The 24,639-nt window shown below is 49.9% G+C and carries 25 protein-coding genes and 1 pseudogene; 16 read left to right on the plus strand and 10 right to left on the minus strand.

All coding sequences use genetic code 11. The features are described from left to right. Positions 1–133: 133 nt before the first annotated feature. The 3 genes from EYQ01_09900 to EYQ01_09910 all read left to right on the plus strand — a co-directional run bounded on the left by EYQ01_09900 (position 134) and on the right by EYQ01_09910 (position 5,740). On the plus strand, positions 134–1,315 hold the full coding sequence (locus EYQ01_09900) for an efflux RND transporter periplasmic adaptor subunit (GenBank protein HIE66096.1): 1,182 nt from the start codon (positions 134–136) through the stop codon (positions 1,313–1,315). Next, complete coding sequence (locus tag EYQ01_09905; GenBank protein ID HIE66097.1) at positions 1,312–4,431, plus strand: efflux RND transporter permease subunit; 3,120 nt, start codon at positions 1,312–1,314, stop codon at positions 4,429–4,431. Before EYQ01_09900 ends, EYQ01_09905 begins: the two co-directional genes overlap by 4 nt. Before the next feature lie 700 nt (positions 4,432–5,131). Further along, positions 5,132–5,740 (plus strand): hypothetical protein, encoded by a 609-nt coding sequence (locus EYQ01_09910; protein ID HIE66098.1) that lies wholly within the window; start codon positions 5,132–5,134, stop codon positions 5,738–5,740. Between the two features lie 101 nt (positions 5,741–5,841). Here EYQ01_09910 and EYQ01_09915 read toward each other — a convergent pair whose 3' ends face one another. After that, the gene (locus EYQ01_09915) at positions 5,842–6,411 is read right to left on the minus strand and encodes a hypothetical protein (GenBank protein ID HIE66099.1); all 570 of its coding nucleotides are present in this window, start codon (positions 6,409–6,411) and stop codon (positions 5,842–5,844) included. A 134-nt stretch (positions 6,412–6,545) separates the two neighbouring features. Here EYQ01_09915 and EYQ01_09920 point away from each other — a divergent pair, with 134 nt between their 5' ends. The 7 genes and pseudogenes from EYQ01_09920 to meaB all read left to right on the plus strand — a co-directional run bounded on the left by EYQ01_09920 (position 6,546) and on the right by meaB (position 13,341). Further along, on the plus strand, positions 6,546–7,139 hold the full coding sequence (locus tag EYQ01_09920; GenBank protein HIE66100.1) for a hypothetical protein: 594 nt from the start codon (positions 6,546–6,548) through the stop codon (positions 7,137–7,139). A 601-nt stretch (positions 7,140–7,740) separates the two neighbouring features. Then, complete coding sequence (locus tag EYQ01_09925; protein ID HIE66101.1) at positions 7,741–8,433, plus strand: JAB domain-containing protein; 693 nt, start codon at positions 7,741–7,743, stop codon at positions 8,431–8,433. A 72-nt stretch (positions 8,434–8,505) separates the two neighbouring features. After that, complete coding sequence (locus tag EYQ01_09930) at positions 8,506–8,712, plus strand: hypothetical protein (GenBank protein ID HIE66102.1); 207 nt, start codon at positions 8,506–8,508, stop codon at positions 8,710–8,712. A gap of 268 nt (positions 8,713–8,980) precedes the next feature. After that, the gene (gene polX / locus EYQ01_09935) at positions 8,981–10,717 is read left to right on the plus strand and encodes a DNA polymerase/3'-5' exonuclease PolX (protein HIE66103.1); all 1,737 of its coding nucleotides are present in this window, start codon (positions 8,981–8,983) and stop codon (positions 10,715–10,717) included. 125 nt (positions 10,718–10,842) lie between these two features. After that, positions 10,843–11,334: a Zn-ribbon domain-containing OB-fold protein gene (locus EYQ01_09940; GenBank protein HIE66104.1), complete on the plus strand. Its 492-nt coding sequence runs from the start codon at positions 10,843–10,845 to the stop codon at positions 11,332–11,334. After that, a pseudogene (locus tag EYQ01_09945) lies at positions 11,334–12,446 on the plus strand (acyl-CoA dehydrogenase). Before EYQ01_09940 ends, EYQ01_09945 begins: the two are co-directional and overlap by 1 nt. Then, positions 12,424–13,341 (plus strand): methylmalonyl Co-A mutase-associated GTPase MeaB, encoded by a 918-nt coding sequence (gene meaB / locus EYQ01_09950; GenBank protein HIE66105.1) that lies wholly within the window; start codon positions 12,424–12,426, stop codon positions 13,339–13,341. Before EYQ01_09945 ends, meaB begins: the two are co-directional and overlap by 23 nt. Positions 13,342–13,348: 7 nt before the next feature. On the opposite strand, the gene EYQ01_09955 is transcribed toward meaB, so the two are convergent. From EYQ01_09955 to EYQ01_09990, 8 genes are all read right to left on the minus strand, one after another. Further along, on the minus strand, positions 13,349–13,936 hold the full coding sequence (locus EYQ01_09955) for a gliding-motility protein MglA (protein ID HIE66106.1): 588 nt from the start codon (positions 13,934–13,936) through the stop codon (positions 13,349–13,351). Between the two features lie 107 nt (positions 13,937–14,043). Then, complete coding sequence (locus tag EYQ01_09960; protein ID HIE66107.1) at positions 14,044–14,535, minus strand: roadblock/LC7 domain-containing protein; 492 nt, start codon at positions 14,533–14,535, stop codon at positions 14,044–14,046. A gap of 128 nt (positions 14,536–14,663) precedes the next feature. Beyond that, complete coding sequence (locus EYQ01_09965; GenBank protein HIE66108.1) at positions 14,664–14,900, minus strand: hypothetical protein; 237 nt, start codon at positions 14,898–14,900, stop codon at positions 14,664–14,666. 96 nt (positions 14,901–14,996) lie between these two features. Then, entirely contained in the window at positions 14,997–15,209 is a 213-nt protein-coding gene (locus tag EYQ01_09970) for a pyruvate ferredoxin oxidoreductase (GenBank protein ID HIE66109.1), read from the minus strand. A 27-nt stretch (positions 15,210–15,236) separates the two neighbouring features. Beyond that, positions 15,237–15,923, minus strand: coding sequence for a ferredoxin oxidoreductase (locus EYQ01_09975; GenBank protein HIE66110.1), 687 nt, complete (start codon positions 15,921–15,923; stop codon positions 15,237–15,239). A gap of 13 nt (positions 15,924–15,936) precedes the next feature. After that, entirely contained in the window at positions 15,937–16,827 is an 891-nt protein-coding gene (locus EYQ01_09980; protein ID HIE66111.1) for a ferredoxin oxidoreductase, read from the minus strand. Further along, complete coding sequence (locus EYQ01_09985) at positions 16,820–18,019, minus strand: ferredoxin oxidoreductase (protein HIE66112.1); 1,200 nt, start codon at positions 18,017–18,019, stop codon at positions 16,820–16,822. The genes EYQ01_09980 and EYQ01_09985 overlap by 8 nt, the downstream gene beginning before the upstream one ends. 72 nt (positions 18,020–18,091) lie before the next feature. Next, positions 18,092–18,679 (minus strand): carbon monoxide dehydrogenase, encoded by a 588-nt coding sequence (locus tag EYQ01_09990; GenBank protein ID HIE66113.1) that lies wholly within the window; start codon positions 18,677–18,679, stop codon positions 18,092–18,094. A gap of 362 nt (positions 18,680–19,041) precedes the next feature. Between EYQ01_09990 and EYQ01_09995 the strand changes: the two genes are divergently transcribed. The 6 genes from EYQ01_09995 (at position 19,042) to argJ (ending at position 23,770) form a co-directional block, all read left to right on the plus strand. After that, entirely contained in the window at positions 19,042–19,497 is a 456-nt protein-coding gene (locus EYQ01_09995; GenBank protein HIE66114.1) for a bifunctional nuclease family protein, read from the plus strand. 115 nt (positions 19,498–19,612) lie between these two features. Continuing rightward, a complete protein-coding gene (locus EYQ01_10000) occupies positions 19,613–20,116 on the plus strand; it encodes a bifunctional nuclease family protein (protein ID HIE66115.1) in 504 nt (167 codons plus the stop codon). A gap of 289 nt (positions 20,117–20,405) precedes the next feature. Then, positions 20,406–20,834, plus strand: coding sequence for a 50S ribosomal protein L13 (gene rplM / locus EYQ01_10005; GenBank protein ID HIE66116.1), 429 nt, complete (start codon positions 20,406–20,408; stop codon positions 20,832–20,834). Between the two features lie 14 nt (positions 20,835–20,848). Beyond that, positions 20,849–21,244 (plus strand): 30S ribosomal protein S9, encoded by a 396-nt coding sequence (gene rpsI / locus EYQ01_10010; protein ID HIE66117.1) that lies wholly within the window; start codon positions 20,849–20,851, stop codon positions 21,242–21,244. A 131-nt stretch (positions 21,245–21,375) separates the two neighbouring features. Continuing rightward, positions 21,376–22,407: an N-acetyl-gamma-glutamyl-phosphate reductase gene (locus EYQ01_10015; GenBank protein ID HIE66118.1), complete on the plus strand. Its 1,032-nt coding sequence runs from the start codon at positions 21,376–21,378 to the stop codon at positions 22,405–22,407. Between the two features lie 139 nt (positions 22,408–22,546). Next, on the plus strand, positions 22,547–23,770 hold the full coding sequence (gene argJ / locus EYQ01_10020) for a bifunctional glutamate N-acetyltransferase/amino-acid acetyltransferase ArgJ (GenBank protein ID HIE66119.1): 1,224 nt from the start codon (positions 22,547–22,549) through the stop codon (positions 23,768–23,770). 96 nt (positions 23,771–23,866) lie between these two features. Here the strand turns inward: argJ and EYQ01_10025 are convergent, their stop codons facing one another. Further along, complete coding sequence (locus tag EYQ01_10025; protein ID HIE66120.1) at positions 23,867–24,400, minus strand: hypothetical protein; 534 nt, start codon at positions 24,398–24,400, stop codon at positions 23,867–23,869. Between the last annotated feature and the right edge of the window lie 239 nt (positions 24,401–24,639).

Raw genomic sequence — 24,639 nt, forward strand, 5'->3', positions numbered from 1 at the left:
AAAATAAGAATATCTCCATGCAAAGTCGGTTTTGAGTTGTACTCCCTTGCATCGTTAATCATTTATTTAGAAACTTCTCTGGCCTTGAGTGAAATTTCAGGGACACGGGCCCGCTTGAACACTGCAACATAATATGATATTTTATAATACCAATTATGGATGGTTGTGCTCTCTGAAAGGGATTGAAATGACCCACTCCAAAAAGCATTCTCGGTGGATCGATCAATGTTTCACTCGAAGAGGTGTATGCCATGGTGTTGTCCTCCTGGTCTTTCTCAGCCTCACATCCGCTTGCGAAGAAAAGCCGAAAGCCTTCCCCCCTCCGAAGGGAGAGAATCGAGTTGAAGTTCTTCAAGTAGAACCTGAAACCTTTCAGGAGACCATTGTTTCATCTGCCGTGGCCGCCCCCTATCGTGAATACCGTGTCAGTATGCAGATCGGCGGGATGCTTGCGGCGCAGCATGTGGATCGTGGGGATTCCATCAACGAGGGGGACGTCCTCTTCAAGATTGATTCAGAGGCATTTCAACTTCGGGTCAAGGAGCGGGAGGCCAACCTTGCACGCGCTGCGGCTCGACTTAATTTCATGGGGGAAGAGCAAAAGCGGAAAAAACCCCTCTATAAGGAAGGAACGATCTCGGAAACGGCTTGGGATAAACACCAATTTGACCTTGCCCTTGCCCGTGCTGAAAGGGATCAGGCGCGTGTCGCACTCGACCAGGCCGAGCGCGATCTTCGCTTGACTACTCTCCGAAGCGCGATTTCCGGGAGGGTTCTGGAACGCTACCACGATCCTGGAGAAGTGCTTCCAGAGGGAACCGTTCTTGCCTGGATCGTGAATTCGATAGAGATCCTCTTCGAGGTTGGCGTCTCGGATATTGAGTTAAGGAACTTGCATCTGAAAGACGTTGTGGAAATCACTATCGATGCCTTCCCAACGAAGTCTTTCAAAGGTCATGTGGTCCGGATCGCCGGGAATGCAAACCCTCAAACAGGAACCTTTGCGGTCGAGGTCAGGGTCCCCAACCCACAACTTGAGATCCTTCCGGGGATGATCGGTCGCCTCAAACTTTTGGGAGAAATGCACCACGATCAAATTGTCATTCCTCTCATGTCGGTGCATCAACAAGGCGAAGATCAGGTGGTCTACATTGTGGAGGAAAACCACATCTTTAGAAAACCGGTCCGCCTGGGAAAGGTCCTGGGGGACCGGGTCATTATTCAGGAGGGGATTGAAGTAGGAAGCACGGTAATTCTCATGAGCCAGAGGCGACTGGCAGAAGGCAACACCGTCAAAATCACAAACGAACAATAACGATTCAGGAGAGATTTTTGAGTATCGCTCGATTTTCAATTAACAACCGGGTGCCAGTGAACTTACTGTTTGTGATGATGGTGGTCGGGGGGATTATTGGATACGCCTCCATGCCGAGGGAAGTCTTCCCCGTTGTTTCGATTGACCGAGTGGCCATCTCCACGGTTTATTCCGGGGTTTCACCGGAGGAGATCGAAAAAAATATCACGATCCCCATCGAAAAGGCGATCAAGGGAGTCAAGGGCATCGAACATCTCGAATCGACCTCCCTGGAAGGAATATCATTAATCGAGGCCACTCTCGAACCCGGTCGGGACATTAAGGGGGTTGCGGAAGATATCCGTTCGCGAATCGAGCGTATGGAAGCCCTCCCTGAAGAGGCCGACGATCCGGTGGTGATTGATATTGAGTTTGAAGCCCCCGTGGTCATGGTTGGGGTCAGCGGTCCGGTCGGTGAGGCCACGCTTCGTAAAGTGGCCGATGAACTGGAAGATCGGATCGAACAAATAGACGGGGTCGGGTCGGTTCGCCTAAGCGGTTATCGGGACCGGGAAATCTGGATCGAGCTTGACCCGAACCGGATGTATCCCCTTGGGATCGGGATTCGTGAGGTCATCCAGGCACTCAAATTACGGAATCTCGATCTCTCCGGCGGACGTCTCAAGGGACAACGGCAGGAACTCCTTCTCCGAACGGTCGGCGAATTTCGTAACCTCTCAGAGGTCAATCAGATGGTGGTTCGGGAAAACCCGACCGGACGCCATATCACCCTTCAAGACATCGGAAACGCGCGGCTGACCTATGAAGAGGAGGAGGACTATGGGCGGATCAACAAGGAACGATCCATCACCCTTCATGTGACTAAGAGTGCTGAAGGAGACGCGATCAGCATTATGGAGGCAATCGAAGCCACTCGTGACCGACTTCGGCAGGATCTCCCGGAAGGTGTGGAAATCAGCCTGACGCAAAATAGTGCCATGTGGATTCAGTCAAGGCTTCGGACGCTCTATTTCAACGGAACAATCGGTTTCACGCTCGTCTGCCTCACTCTCTTCAGTTTTTTAAACTGGCGGATGGCCCTCTGGACAGCCCTCGGAATTCCCGCCTCCTTCCTGGGCGCGCTCTTCCTAATGCCCCTCTTCGGTCAATCGATCAACATGCTCTCCCTCTTCGCCCTCATTGTTGTCCTGGGAATGGTCGTGGATGATGCCATCATCGTTACGGAAAATGTCTATCGCTATATCAGTATGGGATACTCACCGATCAAGGCCGCCATCATCGGAACAGAACAGGTGATCAAGCCGGTGATTGCAACGGTGGCCACGACCATTGCGGCCTTCATCCCGTTGTTGATGATGACGGGGATTCTTGGAAAATTTATGAGGGTCATCCCGATTGTCGTCTCCCTGGTTCTCGTTATGTCTCTTCTGGAGGCCCTGGTGATCCTCCCCTCTCACCTGGCGGACTTTTCCCATTCTCTGCCAGCGAAGTCGCTTTCCTCCGGCCATGATGGACATTGGTTCATCCGTCTCAGACGGCTCTACCAGAAGGCGCTCGCCGTCACCTTGCGGCGACGATACTGGCTGGTGACTGCAGTGGTGGCGCTGACCGTCACCCTCCTCACCACAGCCTATCAAAGTGGAAAATTTGTCCTTTTCGGAGTAAAGGATATTCCCGGTTTTGTCATTATGCTTGAAACGCCGACAGGGACAAAACTTGAGGAAACATCTCGAAGGGTTGCTGAGATTAAACACCGTGTCGCCACCCTTCGTGCTGAAGATGTCCATGCCACCGTTTCTCTGATCGGACGGCAACTTGACCCGGAGACCAACCGAATCAAGAATGGGAGTCATCTTGGACAGGTTTATGTTGAATTGGCTGATTTTAACATGCCGAACCGGAGAAACGGTCATGAGGTCCTGGCCGAGATGCGTGAAAAGATTGTGGGGATCACGGGCCTGAAATCTTTAAAGGTAGAAGCAATCCAGGGAGGACCGCCCGTCGGCGCGGCAATTGAGATGGAGATCAGGGGAGAGGATCTGGGACAGTTGCAAAATATTTCCGACAAAGTCCTTGATTTTTTGGAGGAAATACCCGGCGTCCGAGATCTCCGTGATGATTATTCACGGGGGAAAAAGGAGATTCAGTTTCAGGTTGATCCGGAAAGGGCTGCCTTGTACGGCCTCGACACGGCGGCGGTGGCTGCCGTGGTCCGTGCCTCCTTTCATGGAGAGACGGTCACACGGATCCGGCGCGATGATGAAACGATAGACATCGTCGTCAAGTTCGCCGAGTCCTATCGGAATGATCCTCGATTTTTTGAGCAGCTTAAGGTGGCAAGTCCCGCGGGCATCCTGGTTCCGATTAAGAGCGTCGCCGTGCCAATCTTGTATGAAGGGGTCAATGCGATCAATCGAAAGGACCACCGGCGAACCATTACCGTCCTGGCCGATGTCGATACTAATATTGTCACCTCCAGTGAAGTTGTCAGGAAAATCGAAGCGGAATTCGGTGATCTGGGCCAACGCGTTCCGGGCTATGATTTCCACTTCGGAGGGGAGACCGAAGAGCAAAGGAAGTCCATGCGCTCTCTCTTGAAGGCATTCACCATCACCGCCCTGATTATCTATGCCATCCTGGGGGGCCTTTTTAAGTCTTTCCTTCAACCGGTGATTGTGATGTTTGCCGTCCCCTTCGGGATCATCGGGGTCATCATCGGTCATTTTGTCATGGGGCAGTCTCTAAGCCTTCTCTCCCTCATCGGCGTAGTGGCTCTTTCCGGTATTGTCGTCAATGATTCCCTCCTTCTGGTTGACTTTATCAATAAGGCTCGGGAAGGGGGAACCAGACGCTGGCGGTCTATTCTGGACTCAGGAAAGGTCCGGATGCGGCCCATCCTTTTGACCACGCTGACGACGGTTCTCGGTCTCGCGACGCTTTCCTTTCAGACCACGGGACAGGCCGGTTACCTGGCCCCGATGGCGATCTCAATCGTCTGGGGACTCCTCTTCGCAACCGGATTGACCCTCTTCCTCGTCCCCGCACTCTTCGCAATCGGAGATGACTTTCTCATCGGGTTGAAGCGGCTAAGAGATCGAAAAAATCCCGTACACTAGTGTCGTGTCAACCGTAAAGAGGCGGTTTCAGGGCGGTGAGAAGTGGCCATATGCTAGGCGCGCGAGTGCAGGACTATCCGTAGATAATTCAAGCGAACGCAACAACGCGGATGGCCGCTTATCGGCTTCATGTAGGCGTCGCTTTACGGTTGATACCACACTAGGACCATCACCCAGGAAAAGATAGACGGCAGGGCCTCTCCGGAAGCCCGTCCTCTCAACAGATCCACAGGTCTTTTTATTCCACAAACTGTGTAATAATTCCACAGTCCCCATCGACACCTCGTTTATAACACATTGAAATAACTAAAATATTTAATACAAGACCATTGACACATACGGCATAATCTTTGCTCTATAAAATGGGTGTCATGAGCGTAACGAAACCTGGAAAGGCCCTGATAGGTTTGACCGCAGAGCGGTCGGAGGAAGTGTTGCATGATGTGAGGTGCGACCGTTGCGGTGGCCTTATGTCTTTTGAATGGTTTGCCAACCGAAACGACGAGGGGGGATATTGGAATTTTCAAGGCTGGCACTGCATCTATTGCGGAGAGGTCGTTGATGGCCTGATCATCTCTGGACGAAAATAAAGGTTGTATCACTATTATTTATAAAGTTCCGAACAAGGCAGGCGATTCCCCGGTTCCATCCGGGAACGCGGTTATTCATAACGAGAACGACTTATAAGGGAGGTCTCAGTATGAAATCAAAAAAGATAAGACAATTCTTCGGATTCTTCAGTGCAAGTCTTATTCTTCTTGCAGGTCTGTCCTTGTCGGGTGTTTTGGCCCAGACAGCACGGGTTCCTGCAGAAGAGGCCTTGCACGGTGATGCGTTGTTCCAGGAGATTGAGCAGCAAAACGCGTCCGTGCCACTTTTACAGGTTTCGAATATGACCCAGCAGGAGGTGATGGGGGCAAGGTTGAATTGGGCAACTGCAGAGATGGGGAAGGCGGTGTTTGCTGCTGTCCGCGGAGAAGTGACTGCTCCAATCGCGGAGAACGCGGTTCATGTTATCCGGTCACAGGCGGGATTTGGACATCTTGATGATTTTCGTCTGGCCCTGACCCTCTTGTCGGAGGAGAGAGGGCAGTCGATGACACACCTCGTTCCGGGTCCAGTCACCCCGATGCCTGCCAGGGCAAATAACTATACAAGTGCTGGATGGGGAGGTTTTGCGGAGTTTGGCTTCTTCAGTCTTGTGGCTTTCGCCTATGTCATGTGGTTGTCCTCCTGGGTCGCAATCGATCTTGAACGGCATGGGGTCAGGGAAGAAGAGAAACCCTACGAATATCCGATGGCGGCCTGAGAACCCCATCGCTTTACAGTTATACAGGTCATTAGCGGGTCGCGGGTTGGTTGCCGCGGCCCTACAGTAGCAGGTCAGTCAGATACTTCTTGCGGGGTCCGTCACAGCTTCCTCGCAAGGCCCTCTTCATGGATGACCACTCCCTCCAGAACGGTGAAGGTGTACTCCAGAAGATTGCTACGGTGTCCTGATTTGTCCCGAACAAAGACCTCGAAAAGATGCGTCGCCTTTGCCGCAGTTTTAGGAACGCGGTCTTTCCCCGTGTAGATCCCATCACCTTTAGAAACATCTCCGTTGAGGCCATCGTCATGGAGGGTGATCTCACTCGACTCTCTCCCCTCTCTCCTCTGAAAGAGCGTTCTCTCAAGATCATCATGTCCCTGTGGATCTGTGATTCGGAGGGTGATCGTAAAGACCGTTCCGGCGGGGCCTTTTCCCGGCTGGACCTTCAGATCGGATATGGCCGGTGAGAGGTCTTCTCCCTGTGCAATGACCCAGGGTCCTGTTATTGCCAAAAAGACGAGAAAAAGAAAAATGTTTTTGAAGAACCCCGCCGCAGAACGGCGAAGAGTCTTCGACCCGAGAAGAAAAACCTTTAATTTGTATTCGCTCGTAAACCCCGCCCTAGAAGGACGGGGTTTACGAGCGTTGTGCGTGTTCCGAGCGAGCATATTCACTCTCCTTTCCCTCCTTCTTATATTGAGGATCTTGGTGGAGGTCAAGATCCAATTCCGGAATGAGGGGAAAAGGTGTTTTTTGACATTAACAGGGTTATAAACTATAATAATTTCTTTATCAAGCGAAGGTGATGAAAGGACTCATCTTATTAATCACAATATTGTTTGCGGGATGCGGAAGTGCGCCTCCGATATTGATGCCGACCGCTGACGGGCCAAGTGCTTCCGGCTCAGAGGTGATTCGGGTATTTGTCAAGCCAATCAACACAAAGGGTTTTGGCTCAGAGGATAAGCGTAAGTGGGGTATTGATCTTTCAGCCCATTTCACCGCGTTTGAAGTGCGTGTCATGAACAATACCCGTAAGGAGATCCTCTTCGAACCCCTGCACACTTTCCTCATAGACGACCAAAATCGGAAACATCCCTCCCTGGATAGGGCGGAAAGTGTTCGATACTATACCGAGGGAGACCAGAAGACACTCTTTGCGCTTATCCCTAAGTCAGAATGGCAACTTGGAAGAGATACGGACATCATCCAGAATGGGGTTATTACGGGTGGGGTGATTCAGCCAGGAAGCCAAAGGAAGGGACTTCTTCTTTTCAAGAAGATGAGTGCAGAGCATTGTCAGAAGGTAGTTTTGACCTTGAATGGAATTACGGTTATTAAAACCAGAGAAGAGAAGCGCTTTACATTCCCCTTGAGTTGCAAGGAAGAGAACTAAGCGTTCATATTTATACGGATTTTTCTTCGATACCGGAGCAAGAAACCATCGGGCAAGGCTCATTCCCGAAAATCCGAATATGCCAGGGAGCAAGTCTGGACGATCAGCATTATCGGAAAGGCACAATCGTCCACTGTTCCGATTGAGGCATGAGGTTCCTGCTTTGGGATTAAGCGGGAGCCGTACTTTTTTTCCGGTTGTCCTGGATGGTCTTGTCAACGACGATTCCACAGTTGATACATTTCCAAGCATGGAAAATGATAAAGAAATCTGATAGACGCTCCACATACATCAGACCATTACATTTAAGGCAACTCATTGTCATCTCCTTTATTTACTGATTCATGGTGGTCACTTTTTAACAAGAGCAAGATGTGTGCCAATATAGATATTTTGCTAACATATTGTAAAATAAGCGGATCCTACAAAAGGGAATGAACTAAAAATACAAAATTTTGACGGTCACGACAAAAAATTGTCAGTTAATGGGGTTGCTTATGTTCGGATATCCCTGACTTAGAGACTAAATCCCATCGCGATGGACTTTTTGTCCCGCTGGAGAGGGTCTGTTAATAAATTCAGTTGATCGATTCTGAGTCCTATGGTATCAAAAATTAAAGAATGGCCCCAGGGAGAGCGACCGAGGGAAAGATTATTAAAGGAGGGGGCTGAAGTCCTTTCTGACGCACAACTTCTGGCCATTCTCTTGCGAACCGGGTCAGTGAATACAAATGCCGTTCAGCTGGCTATCGATCTTCTGACGAAATTTCACACATTACAGGATATTTCAAATCTAAGCATCTCCGAACTTTGTTCAATGAAGGGAATTGGCCCTGCAAAAGCGGCCCACTTAAAGGCAGCGTTTGAATTTGGACGTCGATCCCTCGTTCCGCTAACCCCCGGGGTGAGTCTTTCAAAAAGCGAGGATGTTTTTCGGCATTTTTCACCCTTGTTGCGGAATTCCAGGAAAGAAATCTTTAAAATTATTCTGCTGGATCAAAAGAATAAGGTCCTTCGGGATGTTAGCGTTTCCCAGGGAAGTTTAACGGAAACCGTTGTTCACCCAAGAGAGGTTTTTAATCCGGCGGTTCGTGATTCTGCCGCCTCAGTCATCTTTCTTCATAATCATCCGAGTGGTGATCCGACTCCAAGCCATGAAGACAAAGAAATGACGGGACGGCTCGTTGCGGCCGGATCATTGCTCGGAATTCAAGTCCTTGATCATGTTGTGATTGGGAACGATTCCTATTTCAGTTTTGCGGATGCCGGATTTATTGTGAAGCCGTCTACGTAGTGGGGAGATCACACATGAGTAAAAATTTTCATGATGCATTAATGAGCTTCCCTACCTTTTAAGGAGAAAGAAATGCACCCACTTTTGGCCCTTTGGTTAATCGTTTTTGGGAGTACGGTTGTATTATCCGGCGTATTCTATCTGGCAGAGAATTACTCCCATATCTTTGGGAATTTTTATTTCATTACCGGGACCTCTTTCGGGGCCTACTTCCTTTACATCTTGATCAGCTGGTTGGTCCATCGCAAAAAAAAGAAGAATTCATCTTCATTACCTTGATTGGGCCATCCCTGCCACCAGCTTACAAAATCAGATAAGCGCAAGGTCTCAATTGAATAAGTCATGATTTTTTTTTCAGGGCACTTATGTCCTGCTTCTGCGGTTCAAATTTTGATAATAGCGGGCTATGGCTTCGCGAGAACCATCCTCTGCAATTTGCGCCTTGAAGCGAAACATACAGATTTCCTGAAAACTCAACCCAGACTTAATCAGAGGTTCCTATACAAAATACCTTGAGAACACAGGTTAGTCTTTACAGGAAAAATCCATGGTGAAAGACAATATCATCAGACTTTTCGAGGAATTGGCGATTCTCCTGGAGTTAAATGGCGAGAATCTGTTCAAGAGTCGGGCCTATACCAATGCGGCGCGTATCCTTGCAGATTTTGAGGGCGATATAGGCGAAGCCGTGCAAGATCGCTCTCTTCTGGATCAAAAGGGGATTGGAAAGACCATCTTCGAAAAAGTATCTGAGATTTTGACAACAGGGCAACTCTCGGCGCTTGAGAAGATGAAGGCCGATACACCGCCGGGACTCTTGGGGATGTTAAAAATAAAAGGGCTTGGGACAGGGAGAATCCGGACCATCTACCAGGAATTGGGTGTAAGGGACATTATCGAACTGGAGTACGCCTGTGTTGAGAACAGACTGATCGGTCTCCCCGGGTTCGGAAAGAAAACGCAGGAAATGATTCAGGAGAAAATCACCTATCTTAAAAAGGTTGCAGGACTTTTCCATTGTCATACAGCGCGTGTTGAGGGGGAAAAGCTCCTTGACTCTCTTCGTCAATCCAAGGGAGTCATCCGCGTGAGTCTCGCCGGAGCGCTTCGAAGAAGGAGCGAAGTTGTCGAAGAGATAGAGCTCATTGCAAGCACTGAAGATCCTTCGAGTTTGATAGAAAACTTCAGAAGATCCCCGGAAACAGATAAAGAAATAACGCATTCCGGAAGAGCGGAGGACGAGGCGACAAGGAAAAAATTTTCGTTTTATACAAAGAGTGGGCTGTTTGTAAATCTTCATATCGTGACGGATGATCAGTTCCCTTACCTGCTGCATGATCATACCGGAAGCGAGGTCTATCGCAAGGCCATATCTGATCGGGCCGGCACAATGGGAATGAAGGTTTGCGGTTTCGGCCTTATTCTAGAGGATCACATTCTTCCTTGCAAAAATGAAGAGGATATATTCGAGACCTTGGAACTGGACTATATTGAACCTGAATTACGGGAAAATATGGGAGAGATTGAAGCGGCGGCAGAGCATATTTTGCCGGTATTGATCGAAGAGAAGGATATTCGAGGGATCTTCCATGTACATAGCCATTACAGCGACGGGGCATCCTCACTTTCTGACATGGTCAATGCGGCAGAGCGCTTAGGGTATGAGTACATTGGGATTTCGGACCATAGTCAGAGCGCTTTCTACGCCAATGGCATGAAAGAAGATCGCATCAAAAAACAGCACGAAGAGATTGATCAGCTTCAAGAAAAATATCCGGAGATTCATATTTTCAAGGGGATTGAGTCCGATATCCTTCCAGACGGATTACTTGACTATGATGACAGCACACTGTCTTCTTTTGATTTTGTTATCGCATCGGTCCATTCTAATTTCAATATGTCAGAGAAGGATATGACCCGAAGGGTAATACGCGCAATGCGTCATCCGAATGTCACATTTCTGGGGCATCCCACCGGGCGGATCCTTTTGGCCAGAGAGGGTTACCCCCTTAACCTCCCGGAAGTGATTAAGGCCGCACGCGAACACAAAGTGGTTATCGAATTGAATGCAAGCCCCTACCGCCTTGATCTGGACTGGAGACACTGCAAGATGGCGAAAGAGGCCGGCGTTCGTTTGAGCATCAATCCGGACGCGCATGGGATAGAGGGCCTGTCGAACACAATCTATGGAGTTGGCATTGCCCGAAAGGGCTGGCTTTCCAAAGAAGATGTCCTCAACACCCTCCCTTTAAGCGAAATCTCGCGATATCTTATCGGCAAATAAAATGCTTTTCCTGGGCCAACAGTTACTTCAAGGATCAATTCCAGATCTCTTCTCACCCTACCTCCTTGCTTATCCACCCATTCCGAAGTAAGATAATCTTTAGCGACCTTTTTTATGGAAAGGCGATGCCAAAAAAAACAAAGCTTCCCGAAACGGATGAAGGGGCGACCCTTTACAACATCGATCCGATGATCATGAAGTGGCATTATGAGATCGATTATATCCATTCGTATGCGCAGGACTCTCCCTTCTTTTCCGGCCTCTCTGAGGGAAAGCTTCTTGGGAGTGCTTGTATCCAATGCCCTTCAAAATTTGCCACGCCTCGTTCTCACTGCATGAATTGTGGTGCGAAGACCGACTGGTTTGAATTGCCGCATGAAGGGAAGATTCACACCTTTACGACCTGCTTTTTCGGCGGCGAGGCCTTCCTAAAAGAAACCCCATTTACCCTCATCCTGGTAGAGTTTACGAAAGTTGATACCCTCTTCCTTGCCCGGTTGATCGGGAGTCATTCAGAGGAAATCCGAATCGGGATGCCGGTGCAGGCCCGATTCCTGAGAAAAAGCCGGTTCAAAGTGACTGATATTTATTTTGTTCTGAAGGCGGGTCAGGAATGATGGATTTTGATTTAACCGATGAACAAAAACTTCTCCAACAGACAATCCGTGATTTTGCAAAGACCGAGATTGCTCCCGGCGCAGCGGATCGGGACGAAAAAATGTCCTTTCCCCATGAACTGATTCCTAAAATGGCCGTGATGAAACTTCTTGGAATTGCCATCCCGGAGAAGTTGGGGGGTGCCGGACTCGGCGCAATGGAGACGGTGATTGTTCTGGAGGAGATCGGACGGGTCGATGGGGCGATGGCCCTCATTGTGGCCTGCATAATTCCCTCTGCACCATGCATCTTTATCGCTTTGGGACGGAGGCGCAGCGGAAGAGGTATGTCGTCCCGCTGGCGAAAGGGGAGAAATTGGGGGCTTGGGCCTTGACCGAGGCTGGATCGGGTTCAGATGCGGCGGCCTTACAGACGACGGCTGTCCTGGAAGGTGATGAATGGGTGATCAATGGGAGCAAGCTCTTCACAACTCAGGGGGCAACGGCCGGGATCACGGTCATTTTGGCCTCCACCCTTCCGGGAGAAGGGGCCAGCGGTATCTCGGCCTTTGTTGTAGAAAAGGGGACGCCGGGCCTGAATATCGGGAAGATAGAGAATAAACTTGGCGTTCGGGCCTCGGATACCGCCTCTCTCCACTTTGAGAATCTTCGGATTCCCAAAGAGAATTTAATTGGCACTCCTCATCAAGGTTTTCCGAATATTCTTCAGATTCTGGATGGCCGTCGGCCTGGCTCGAGGGGCGCTGGAAGAATCGATCCGCTATGCAAAAGAACGGAGGCAATTCGGACATGCTATCGCTGATTTTTAGGCGATTCAGGCTAAGCTCTCCGACATGTCCTCAGAGATTGAAGCCGCTCGGCTTCTGGTTTACCGCGCCGCCTTATTGAACGATCATGGAGAAGACTTTAAACTTGCCGCTTCAGAAGCGAAACTGTTCGCGTCAGAGACTGCGATGCGCGCAACGTCCCAGGCGATTCAAATCCATGGCGGTATGGGTTATCTGAAGGATGCCCCTGTGGAGCGTTACTTCCGGGATGCAAAGATTTGCGAGATCGGCGAGGGAACCTCTGAAATCCAGAGGAAAGTGATTGCAAAGGAAGTCCTGCGATAAGACGGCATCCATCAACAAGATTCTTCAGGGAGAGCTTCGTCCTGCTTCAAGACTCCTTACCTTAATAGAGCGCCGTGACCCTTCTGCAATCTCTTATTTGAAACAGCTCTATCCTCATACAGGTAAAGCCCATCTTATTGGGATCACGGGGCCTGCAGGCGTGGGGAAAAGCACCTTGATGTGCCAACTGGTTTCCGCGTTTCGTCAAAAGAAGAAATCAATCGGGGTGCTGGCCATCGACCCGGCCAGCCCTTTCACCGGTGGGGCGATCCTGGGAGACCGGATTCGGATGCGGCCTCATTTTCTGGATAAGAAGGTCTTCATCCGGAGTTTGGCGACGCAGGGTGCGTGGGGTGGGATCAGCCCAGCTATTTTTGACGTGATCCATGTCCTTGATGCCATGGGGAAAGAGATTATTTTCGTAGAGACGGTCGGTGTCGGTCAGGATGAAGTCCAGATTGCCGGGCTGGCTGAGACCGTTGTTCTTGTTCTCTCTCCGGGGTTTGGAGATGTCGTGCAGATTCTGAAAGCGGGGCTCCTTGAGATTGGAGATATTATTGTTGTGAATAAAGGAGATATCAAGGGCGCAGGACGCCTTGTCCAGGAACTGAAAGAGATGGACCCCTCCCGCACGATTATCAAAGTCTCGGCGACGAAGGGAGAAGGCCTTTCATCCCTCGTGACGCTCTTGGAGCGGGAAGGTCTTGTAAAAGAAACGCTCCGAAAGAATAAGACCCGTTTTGTGGTGGAAGAGATGAAGTCTTTGCTCCGGGAGAGTCTCTCCATGGGAGGGATAGACCTTCCGTTTACAGAAGAAGAGATTGACGCGGTTTGCAGGCGGAAGCGAAGCCCTTATACCCTGATCGGCTCCTGGATTGAAAAGAAGCAACCTTAGTTGAACATTAGGATTTTTTCTTGAGTTCGAAGATGACTATTTTTGCGATTTCTTTGAGGGTGTCAAATACCCCCTGACCCGAGGCGGCAACTGCATCAAAAGAAGGGACTTTCCTGGGATTCAACGCGCGATTCAGTTCTTCAATGGGAACCACGTTTGGAAGATCTTGTTTATTATATTGAATAACAAAAGGAATCTCATCCAGATCGAGACCTTGTGCCTTTAGGTTTTTCCTGAGATTGTCCATGCTCTCCAGATTGGCTTCCATCCGTTCTACCTGAGAGTCCCCAACGAATATAACGCCATCTACACCGCGAAGGATGAGTTTTCGACTTGCGTCATAAAATATTTGTCCCGGTACAGTATAAAGATGGAAGCGGATCTTGAACTCTTTGATACTTCCAAGGGCCAGGGGAAGGAAATCAAAGAAGAGGGTCCTTTCGGTTTCCGTGGCAAGGGAGATCATTTTCCCCTTGCTGTTCGGGTTAATTTTTTTATAGATGTAGACCAGGTTTGTTGTCTTTCCACAAAGGCCAGGGCCGTAGTATACAATTTTGCAACTGATCTCGCGGGAGGAGTAATTAATAAAAGACATCGTATATCCTTATGGAAGATGAGTTCTCTGACTGAAGAATACGCAACTATGCCATCGGATGAAGGGAGGGCACAATGCAAGGTGGATGAACCCAGGGGACTCCCTGATTATCCAAACAGGTTTTCAATATCTTCGTCCGTAATTTCTGTAAATGGAGTGGGTTTTCCTTCTTCTGAATTTCTTTCATTCATTGTGTCTAAGATGTTGTTGAAGATGCCGGTAAGGGCTGCGACACTTTTTTTAACACGCAAGCGAACGAGTCCGAGGGAAGAGCGATGGTCAAACACGACAACTAGTATCGCCCTCTGTCCGATCAGAGAGATATGAATGTTGTCTTTTTCACCCTCATGGAACAGGATAGAAAACTCTTTTTCTCCAATTAATTCTGCCATTCCGCCGGTCGCGGCGATATTCCCTGCGGTCAGAGAAGCGAGAGAGGTTGTATCTAGACCCTGCGTTTCACCAACGCTGGCAATAAGCTGACCATTCTTGTCGACCAAAAAAGTGACTTTGGCACTGGCGAGCTGGTTAAGCTTAACAAGCTCGCCGTCTATCTTCTTGAAGTCCTCCTCATATATCTCTATACTGGTGTTCACCACTTCAGGTTCTATCCTCGTGTTTTTTCAGTATATATCCTATACTGTATACCATGCGTTACTCGATTACGCAAATCCCGGCCTGGTAAGGAGGGCAAATCCTGGTGCTCATATTACCAGAGAAGGGTTGATTATTCTCTGGGGCCTGTGCCTTCAATCTCGGCGAGCCGATCAACGAAATGCCGAGACCACGTCAAGTAAAGGGCCCCGGCATCTTTCATCGCCAAGGCTCCTTTGATAAGGGATTGAACCTCTTCTTCATCTGTTCCTTTTTCTTCAAGGGTATCAATCGCTATTTTAAAGCGGTGATTCAAGTCCTCCATCGCCTTCAGAACATTCGATAAGGGTTCTTCTATACTTTCTGCCATGATTTCTCCTTCTCCTGAAGAAAACTTCAATACAAAAAAACCCTATCGCCGAGGCGGGATAGGGTTTTTCCATGAGTCGTGATTAGATTAATGGGCTTATCGGTGTACGAGTACAATTGCATTATGTTTTGCAGCACTACAAACCACAACACAAAGCTCGCAACCCTTGCATCGTTGTTCTACAACGACAGCGACCTTCTTTTCCTTGTCAAACAGAATGGTATCCGCTTCTGGACAATACATGATACATAAGCGACACCCTTTGTGCGCAACACACGAGTCATCAATAACTTCAGCGACAGCATACATTCAAACACACTCCCTGTACTTCAAAGATTAAACCAACATTGGTGATTTGATTGTTTCAGCCCATTCTGCGCCGATATCATATACGCGGCGGATTGTTTCCATATTTTTCTTCAAGAGCTGTTCTTTCTTGGCAAATTTCTTCTTGATCGCTTCATCCAGTGTAGCGGTCCCTCCGGAAGCCACATACTTCTTTCCAAATCGATCCTGAATGGCCAATTCCATCGAGTCCATCGTGATCAGCTTGGTCGCCCCCATCAGGGCACCCAACATCCCCATATTGCTGGCCAGCTCAGTGCCGGCGATTTCAACGGCCAGGGTTGTCGCAGCGATGTAAAAAATAGGGACATTCTGGCTCTCAAGGAAGTCAAGATCCGCCTTCAGCAGGGGGAGCGGGGAGTCTGAATTGATAATCAACAGACCGCCCGGCTTGATCCCGGAATAAAAGGGCATCGTATAGCACTTCCCCATCGTAATGACCTGGGGGTGAAACACCATGATGACATCAGGATAGACCAGTTCACCGCGATCATAGATTCTCTCGTCCGCAATCCGGACATAGCTCTCAGCAGGGGCCATCCTCTTTTCCGCTCCGAAGAAGGGGTTCGAGATCGCATGCCGACCATCTTTTGATGCTGCCGTGGCAAGGACATGGGCAGAGGTCACCACACCCTGCCCCCCTAAACCAGACATTCTCAGATTCAAGCGTTTTCGCATAACGGACTCCTTATCAGGCTCGTGCTGCTCTAAGGGCTTTTTTCTTCGCCTTCCTCTCGGCATCCACTTCATCCAGGAAGACCTTCGCCTCGTCGGAAATATATTCCTTGAATTCGAAGCGCTTTCCGGGACCCTCGGAATCCCGCATCTCCTGCAACCCTTCCATCATTTGCTTTCCAATCTCGAGAATGCACGGCGTATAGAGCTGAATATAGGTTGGGCCGATTTCCCTCGCTACCAGGATGGCGTTCCGGATGGCCTTCTCTACGCGATTCGGCTTGCTGACCGTCATCATCGCAACATAGTGACATCCGGAGTCCCGCGCGATTTCAGGAAGGGGGACCTTGTCGAACTTTTTCCCGGCCGGGGCCATTTTCCCGACAAAACCTTTTTGCATCAGGCCGCTCTCCTGACCACCCGTATTGGCGTAAAGTTCGTTGTCAAAGCAGATTGTCGTAAATTTTTCCTGACGAAACCACGACTGCAGTGTCATGTCCAGGCCGATATCGACCGTTGCGCCATCCCCTGCGAGGACAACAACATCTTTAACCTTGTCAGGGAAGCGAAGGGCAAGCGTCCTCTTCAGTCCAGAGGCAACGGCATTCTGATTCCCAAAGAGTGAGTGGATGTTGTGAATCGCCACATGGGGGAAAACCAGGCTGGTACAGCCGGTTGACCCGACCATGACGGTATCCTGCGGATTAGGGAGACAGGCCAGGACATACCGAAACGCAATCGACTCCGGGCATCCCGCGCAGAGCGAATGCTCTTCGATAAGCTCCTTGGCCACGCCGACATCTTTCCATCCCCGGTCTTCTTTTCCATAGGTCGCTTCTTCCACCAGCTCCTGGTATTCCGGCGGCATAATATCGAAAAACTCGTCATTAATCTTAATCTTATCCATGAACGGCCTCCTTTCTTCCTGCCAATACCTTCTTGATCTCTTTCACGATGACCTCGGGAGGCATCGTCATCCCGCCGCAGACATGTGGACCTGCAATCACGCGTTCATTGTCTGGAAGGATCGCCTTGATTTCCCGCGCCATCCATCCGGCAACGTTGAATTCCGGCACAAAAATCAATTTTGCATTCTTGGTCGCCTGGCGAAGTTCCTCATGCGGAAAGGGCCGAATGGTCTTGATCTTGACGATACCCACCCGGATGCCTTCATCGGCCAGGAGTCGAACTGCTTCCCGGCCCTGGGCGACCGCTGTTCCAGATGAGACGATCAGGATGTCGGCATCGGTCCTTTCTTCTTCGATCAGTCCGCCTATGAGGCGAATCGTATGTTTTCGCGAACGCTCGCACGCGGCCCGAACCTCCTGCTGCCAGCTGGCATGGGTCGCGTAGCTGATGTAGTTGCTCTTCATCACAAAAGGGTCCCGCATCATTCGGATGGGAGGCACCTCCATGTCCATACAAGGGACCGGCGAGCGATAAGGATCATAGGGGGTTAGGGTGATGTCGGCGGGCGGGAGCATGACCATATCTTTCGTATGGCTCACAAAAAACCCGTCGATACAAACCGCAATCGGAATATGGACGTCGGGTTCTTCTGCCACAATAAAGCCGGCTAAGAGGAAATCCAGGAACTCCTGGGCCGTCTCAGCATGCCAGATCAACATGCCTGTTTCGAGAATCATTCCCATCTCAAGGGTATCCGGCTGAATACTCAAAGGGGAATTGACACCGCGAACCATCACATTGATCAAGATCGGAAGACGAGAACCTGCCCACATCGGGAAGTTTTCATAAGCACGCAAGGTTCCAGGTCCGGAGGTCGTGGTAAAGACACGTGCGCCCCCGAATGAGGCACCGGCGCATTCTGACATCACGGCAAACTCATTCTCACCCCTGAAGTATTCGCCCACATAGCCTTCCACGTACAACTCACCGACAAGCGCGGCGGCCTCACTCTGTGGCGTAATCGGGTAGGCAATAGAGACATCGACACTTGCTCTTCGGATCCCCTCCTTCACGACCTCGCTCCCGGTCATGAATTCCTGTGTTCTGGGTGCCTCAAACAGCATATACTCCGGCTCAACAATCTTCTGGCCTTTCTTGTTATAGGTACCTACGAGAGATTTTGTATCCATGCCTCCCCCTTTCAAATAAGTGATATCCGCCCTTCGGGACGCCGCAGAAGGGAGGATTCTCTAAGAAATGCCTTATAAGGTTTTCTTGACGTCCTTAATTGCTTCGACCAACATCCATATCTTGTCTGGCGTGGCGTCTCGAAATGTGAGCATTGCATCCTCATGGCCTGCCTGAGCACACATTGCAATCGTATAGCAGTTCGTCCCGCCTCGGATAATCTTCAAGGAGAGATTGGCCTGATGGCAATGAACCCCCACAAACATACAGACGTCAATCTTGTTATGCCAGATGGTTAAGTTCGGGTGATTCGGGTTGATTTCAACCTCTGGATTGATCTTGGGATATTTAGGCCGGTAGTCGGGCATCGGAATAAGAAGCGCCTCTGGATTATGGGCCTTTAATTCATCATACATGGCCTTGATTGCGGTCGCCTTTTTTACAGATTTTTCGTTCCAGTTCCAGAGGACAAGTGGACCGGGGAAGATGGTCGGGATCTTTGCGGAAAGGAAACGCCTTGCGGCCTCCTCCATTCCCACATCTTCATGGACGACCTCACCCGCAATAAGTGCCTGCCCGGGGTCGGGAAGAACCACACCGGCACATGCAGCCGACGGGGGCAGATAGGCCTCTGGTCCGACTTCTACGCGATATTTTACCATAAGAATCAATCTCTCCGTATAATGTGAAGTACAGCTTAAACAGTTGAACCTGGCAACGGGTTGATAATCGGCAAGAAAAGTGCCATATTCTAAAAAAATAGCATAGCTTCTTTTCTCAAGTCAAGGAGAATTCAAATGGAAAATAGGATATGGATCAAGAGAAGAGCTGATCTGTAACAACAATTTTCTCCTGCCGTTTCGGCTGACTGAAGACCGCTTCCCTAGTTCAATCCCCCTCATTGCCCCGATTGCGGTAATGAGGAACCGCCGATTCTCCTGTAGCCGATCATGGGATATCCCTGCGCGTTGACATTGATTCAACGGAAGTGATAGATTCTTCAGTGGGTTACGGGGGCGATCTTATGTTGATTCAAATGAAGGTGCGGGGCCTGATCTTTGATCCCTATAACAATGCTTACATTGTGATCTTGCGGGATGAAGAGAACATGGAAGTGCTGCCCATCTGGGTCGGAAAACCTGAGGCGAACGCGATTGGTTTGGCTCTGGAAGGCATCTTTACACCGCGGCCGATGACCCATGACCTTATTAAAAATGTCCTTGATGCCATTGACGCGAAGGTCATCAGCATCGTTGTGACAGACCTCAATGACAATACCTACTTCTCAAAGACACACTTAATATATAAGGACTCAGAATTCACAATAGATTCCAGGCCCAGTGACGCAATTGCCTTGGCTTTGCGGGTGGAGGCCCCTATTTTCGCGACGGGGGGGGTCATCAAGAAACAGAGTTCTCAGGAATTAGATCGCTGGCTTGAAAATCTCAAACCGGAAGACTTTGGAAAGTACGATACTTGACCGGGAAAGGATCCCTGAGTCTTTCTTAAAGCGTGCCTCCCCCTACACCAGACCTTATAAAAAACCGGTCAAGTTCTACGAAGTGCTAAATTGCATGCTTAAGGATTAGGGTACATTGAATATTCCACTAAAAGTCCATTCGGTCATTACAGATCCGAACACGGAGGCTCAGATTGTCATTCTGAAGGATCCCCAAAATATGGAGCTTCTGCCAATATGGGTCGGTCTCACGGAAGGGAATGCCATCCGTCTTGCGATGGAAGGCGTCGCCCCGCCCAGACCGCTGACGCATGACTTGCTGAGTGACCTTCTGAAGTCTCTACACGTTACAATGGACAAGGTTCTGATTCATGACGTCAACGACGGCACTTACTTCGCAACGCTTTACCTTATTCCCAAAAAAATAAAAGACATGAAAGACTCGGGACAATTCACCCCAAACGAGAACAATGAGGAGTTGACCGTTGATGCCAGGCCGAGCGATGCCATTGCCCTGGCGCTTCGCATGGGGGTCCCGATCTATGTAACGGAAGAAGTGTTGCATAAAAAGGGGGCAGAAAACCTCGATGCCTGGCTCGAAAAACTGAAACCCAAAGATTTCGGCCCTTATGATGCCTAGGCCGATTGCTGGCCACTGGCGAATGAGGATCCAATACTGGAATGAGGGCGGAAACCCAAGATCGGCGTTGGATGTTGGGCTAAACCGTTAAGTCGTCTGGGGGACAAGGCCAGAGGTCATAAGGGTGACCGAAGCGTACTCACCCGTACGGTGGAGAGCCCTTTGGCTGATAACGCAGTCGTTCCAGGCGACTTTCTTCTTGACAAGTACGAGGTGTTTATATTAAGAATACTGATTCGGTAGCGACATTGTTCATAATGTATGATTAGACTCAGGTCAGGAATTAAATATGAAAACGGTATCATATAATCCAGCAGACATACAACGGAAATGGTTTGTCGTTGACGCCAATGGAAAGGTTCTCGGAAGAATGGCATCTCAGATCGCGGCAATACTCCGTGGGAAGCACAAACCCGTATTTACACCGAATCAGGATCTTGGCGACCATGTTATTGTCCTGAATGCGGGAAAGGTCGTCATGACCGCCGGAAAAGCGGCGAAGAAGAAATATTACCATCATACCGGCTATATCGGTGGAATAAAGGAAACGACGGCTGAAAAATTGCTCAAAGAAAAACCCGAACGTCTGGTGACAAAAGCGATCACGGGAATGCTTCCAAAAACAAAACTGGGCAAGGCGATGGCAAAGAAGTTAAGGGTCTATGCCGGAGGGGAACATCCCCATGAGGCGCAGCAACCGCAGTCGTTACAATTTTAAAGGAGGGGTTTGGTTTGACGGGGACGGCACATTATATTGCGACAGGGAAACGAAAACAGGCGATCGCGCGTGTACAGCTTGAGCCGGGAGAGGGGAAGATCGTCATCAACGGCAGGCCGTCGGATGAATATTTCCCGAGGCATGCCTGGCAGTTCCTGCTGCAGCAGCCTTTTCAGATCACAGAAACGGTCGGTCAGTACAATACCCGTGTTAATGTAAAGGGGGGAGGCCTTACGGGACAAGCGGGTGCGGTACGGCACGGCATCTCCAAGGCCCTTCTGGAATTGACCCCTGATTTAAGAGGGAGTCTTAAAAAAGAGGGCCTTTTGACCCGTGACCCCAGAGTGAAAGAACGGAAAAAATGCGGACAGCCGGGAGCCCGTAAAAAGTTTCAGTATTCCAAGCGCTAACGTTTCTTTCAACCTTGTGTTTCTCATAGGAAGGTCGAAAGACCTTCCTATTTTTTTGTAACGATTCAGTCCTTGGACGGTCTGAATCGTTACTTTTTCGGAAAGATCGCTCTTGATATAGGGTAAAAATAATGAAAGTCGCTATCGTCGGTGCGACAGGATATACGGGTGGGGAGTTGCTCCGGCTTATGGTACAGCACCCCAAGGTCGAAGTCGTGGCGGTCACGTCTGAACGTTCTGCCGGAAAATCGCTCGTAAGCCGACTCCCTTCTTTGAAGGGACAATATGATCTGGTTCTTGAAGCACTCGACATCGAGAAAGTTGCAAAAAAATCGGACCTCATTTTTGTTGCCCTTGCCCACACACAGGCGCTTGATCCTGTCCGGCGATTTATCAACAACGGGAAGAAAGTGATTGACCTCTCGGCGGATTATCGCCTGCGGTCGCCAGCCCTTTATAAAAAATGGTATGGAACTGCGCACTCTGATATCTCCCTCTTGAAAAAAGCCGTTTATGGTTTAACAGAGGTCTACCGCAAGAAAATACAGCGCTGCGACCTCGTCGCCAATCCGGGATGTTATCCAACCGGGGCGCTTCTCCTCCTTTATCCCTTCCTGAAAGAAGGGATCGTCGATACTTCCCGAGAGTTGATTATTGATTCTAAATCAGGCGCGTCCGGGGCGGGACGCACTCCAAGTGGAAAAACACACTTCCCAGAACTCAACGGAGGGATGGCCGCCTATAAAGTTGGAAATCATCAGCATCTTCCTGAAATTGAACAGGAATTGTCACGAATCGGAAAGAAAAAGATGAAGGCCTTGTTCACGCCCTACCTTCTCCCGATCAACCGCGGAATTCTGACAACGATTTATCTTCCCCTGACGAAAAAACTGTCCCAAAAGAAGATTGACGCCATCCTGGACATCTATCGGGATGAGCCCTTCATCCGGAGACGGGAGGAATCACCGGATCTAGCTCATGTCCGGGGTTCCAACTTTTGCGACATTGCCGGGTTTGCGACCGACTCCGGCCGAACCGCCATCCTTATCTCGGCGATTGATAACCTGGTGAAGGGGGCCTCCGGTCAGGCCATCCAGAATATGAATGTGATGATGGGTTGGGACGAGTCTCTAGGTCTCCAGTCGGCCGGTCTTTTCCCGTAGGGGAGAACGATTCAGATCACCCATCTTTTGATCCATGGCAGCTTTGCTGCGGTTCTGCGCGCCGCACGCCTTGCCCTGAATCAAAATCTAGGCAATCTGAACCGTTCCCCGTGATTGAAAGGATTGGACCTTAATATTTATGAAAAAACAAGAAAGCCCACCCCGCCGGCTTAAAGGAGGACTGACCGCCGTCCGTGGCTTCACTGCGGCCGGGCTCTCCGCCGGAATCAAAAAGAATGGACGGACGGATCTCGCCCTGATCGTTTCTAAAACAGATTGTAGCGTTGCGGGGGTCTTTACCCGGAATTGTTTTCCGGCCCCGCCCCTCCTTTTGGATAAAAAGCACCTTCGTAACAGGCGAGGAAGGGCGATTGTGATAAACAGCGGCAACGCCAATGCCTTTACCGGCAAGCGCGGCTATCAAGACGCGGAAGCAATGGCTGAAGCGACGGCGCAGACCCTGGGCATCCCTTCCGAGTGGGTCTATGTTGCTTCAACCGGCGTTATTGGTGAATTCCTTCCGGTGAAGAGGATTCTGCAGGGCATTCCGCGACTGGCGCTGTCTCTTTCGGATCAGGGGAGCAAGGCCGCGGCAGAGGCCATTTTGACCACGGACACCTTTCCAAAGGAGATTGCCTTTTCCGCAAAGGTGGGCGGGCAGACGATCCGGGTGGGGGGTATTGCCAAAGGCTCAGGGATGATCCATCCGAATATGGCAACCATGCTTGCTTTCCTGACAACCGATGTCCGGATCAATCCCGATCTTCTACAGGAGGCCTTGCACCAGGCGGTAGAGCATTCATTCCATCGCATCACGGTTGATGGAGATACAAGCACCAACGACATGGTCCTCCTTTTTGCGAATGAGACAAAGGGGGAAAAGATTCGGTCAAAGGGGCGGGCCTTTCGGCAATTTGTCAGTCTCTTGGAGACAACGTCTCTGGCGCTTGCCAAAATGATCGTGCGAGATGGTGAAGGGGCAACGAAGTTGATCGAGATTCAGGTACTCGGGGCACGGAGCAATCCAGCGGCACATCAAATTGCGATGACGATTGCCCGCTCAAGCCTGGTGAAGACCGCCTTCTATGGTGAAGATGCAAACTGGGGGAGGATTGTGGCAGCCATCGGAAATGCCGGGATTCCCATTCGTCCGGAAAAAATTGATCTGTCCTTCGGCCGAACCCCTCTTGTAAAAAAAGGAATCTACCTTGGAGAGTCGGCGGAGTCGAAGATTTCAAACGATCTCAAAAAACGGGAGATCTGCCTGACAGTCTCCCTGAATTCTGGAAAAGGAAACGCGTCGGTCTGGACCGCTGACCTGAGTCTTGACTACATCAAAATCAATGCCTTGTATCGGACCTAGCCCCACATTAATTCCGTTTGTAAGCACTTACGAAGAAAAAAGGGGCTAGGCATTACGCCCCGACCCCTTTTTTCTTAATTGATTTAATTTAATGGCTTAACCGCAGCTGGGGGCTTTTGTGGCTTTGAAATTGTGTGCAATGCCCGGGGTAAAGTGAATCCCCATCATGTCAAACTCTCCGAGGGCAATGTGACGCAGCCAGTACCCTTCCTGGCCCTTCTCCCCCCCATGCCCATGTTTGTGTCCGGGCGCAACCTTGGCACTATGGAAGTGGACAAAACCTGTCTTCCCGCCATCGGGCTGGTCTTCAGCACAGAACCGGCTTTTGATGGCGTCACCCATAAAGAGGAGCTTGTTTTTCTTCGCGTTGACCGGTTTCGCAAAGTGGAAAAAGGACACTTTATTGGTATCGGTCTTCATCCATATATGATTCTTAAGCGGTGGGTCCACCGGCTCGAATGTAAACTGCATCCCCAGTTTGACCCCTACGGCGTGGAGGGTTCCCCCTGAAGGACCAGCCGGTTCATCATGGCCTCCTTCGTGGTCTCCACTTGCGTGAACGGTAGTCGAATGCCCCACCCAGGCGGACGCAAATAATACCAAAGCAAAGATCCAAAATAACCTTTTCATCGTTCTATACCTCCATTATGGTTTTCTTGAGGGGAATACCTCCCATATTACGCAAGGCTAAACCCAACCTCAAGTCGAAACTAAAAAAAGTTCAGGCCACAGTCAAGCATAGCAACCACCATCATTTCAATCTGTCATGATCAACTAACCCGTTCATGCCGATAGAGTTATTGTCAAATCTGGTGTATGAGATCTTCATTAAGCGGCGACCTGATCTGATTTATTGATCTCAATCCCAT

The organism is Candidatus Manganitrophaceae bacterium (genome assembly GCA_012960925.1).
GTDB lineage: Bacteria > Nitrospirota > Nitrospiria > SBBL01 > JAADHI01 > DUAG01.

What these genes read in the sequence shown, in the direction of transcription:
- EYQ01_09900 (HIE66096.1), top strand. Translation starts at nt 134, where the DNA reads ATGATATTTTATAATACCAATTATGGATGGTTGTGCTCTCTGAAAGGG.
- EYQ01_09910 (HIE66098.1), top strand. Translation starts at nt 5,132, where the DNA reads ATGAAATCAAAAAAGATAAGACAATTCTTCGGATTCTTCAGTGCAAGT.
- EYQ01_09915 (HIE66099.1), bottom strand. Translation starts at nt 6,411, where the DNA reads ATGCTCGCTCGGAACACGCACAACGCTCGTAAACCCCGTCCTTCTAGG.
- EYQ01_09925 (HIE66101.1), top strand. Translation starts at nt 7,741, where the DNA reads ATGGTATCAAAAATTAAAGAATGGCCCCAGGGAGAGCGACCGAGGGAA.
- EYQ01_09930 (HIE66102.1), top strand. Translation starts at nt 8,506, where the DNA reads ATGCACCCACTTTTGGCCCTTTGGTTAATCGTTTTTGGGAGTACGGTT.
- polX (HIE66103.1), top strand. Translation starts at nt 8,981, where the DNA reads ATGGTGAAAGACAATATCATCAGACTTTTCGAGGAATTGGCGATTCTC.
- EYQ01_09940 (HIE66104.1), top strand. Translation starts at nt 10,843, where the DNA reads ATGCCAAAAAAAACAAAGCTTCCCGAAACGGATGAAGGGGCGACCCTT.
- EYQ01_09955 (HIE66106.1), bottom strand. Translation starts at nt 13,936, where the DNA reads ATGTCTTTTATTAATTACTCCTCCCGCGAGATCAGTTGCAAAATTGTA.
- EYQ01_09965 (HIE66108.1), bottom strand. Translation starts at nt 14,900, where the DNA reads ATGGCAGAAAGTATAGAAGAACCCTTATCGAATGTTCTGAAGGCGATG.
- EYQ01_09970 (HIE66109.1), bottom strand. Translation starts at nt 15,209, where the DNA reads ATGTATGCTGTCGCTGAAGTTATTGATGACTCGTGTGTTGCGCACAAA.
- EYQ01_09975 (HIE66110.1), bottom strand. Translation starts at nt 15,923, where the DNA reads ATGCGAAAACGCTTGAATCTGAGAATGTCTGGTTTAGGGGGGCAGGGT.
- EYQ01_09980 (HIE66111.1), bottom strand. Translation starts at nt 16,827, where the DNA reads ATGGATAAGATTAAGATTAATGACGAGTTTTTCGATATTATGCCGCCG.
- EYQ01_09985 (HIE66112.1), bottom strand. Translation starts at nt 18,019, where the DNA reads ATGGATACAAAATCTCTCGTAGGTACCTATAACAAGAAAGGCCAGAAG.
- EYQ01_09990 (HIE66113.1), bottom strand. Translation starts at nt 18,679, where the DNA reads ATGGTAAAATATCGCGTAGAAGTCGGACCAGAGGCCTATCTGCCCCCG.
- EYQ01_09995 (HIE66114.1), top strand. Translation starts at nt 19,042, where the DNA reads ATGTTGATTCAAATGAAGGTGCGGGGCCTGATCTTTGATCCCTATAAC.
- rplM (HIE66116.1), top strand. Translation starts at nt 20,406, where the DNA reads ATGAAAACGGTATCATATAATCCAGCAGACATACAACGGAAATGGTTT.
- EYQ01_10015 (HIE66118.1), top strand. Translation starts at nt 21,376, where the DNA reads ATGAAAGTCGCTATCGTCGGTGCGACAGGATATACGGGTGGGGAGTTG.
- argJ (HIE66119.1), top strand. Translation starts at nt 22,547, where the DNA reads ATGAAAAAACAAGAAAGCCCACCCCGCCGGCTTAAAGGAGGACTGACC.
- EYQ01_10025 (HIE66120.1), bottom strand. Translation starts at nt 24,400, where the DNA reads ATGAAAAGGTTATTTTGGATCTTTGCTTTGGTATTATTTGCGTCCGCC.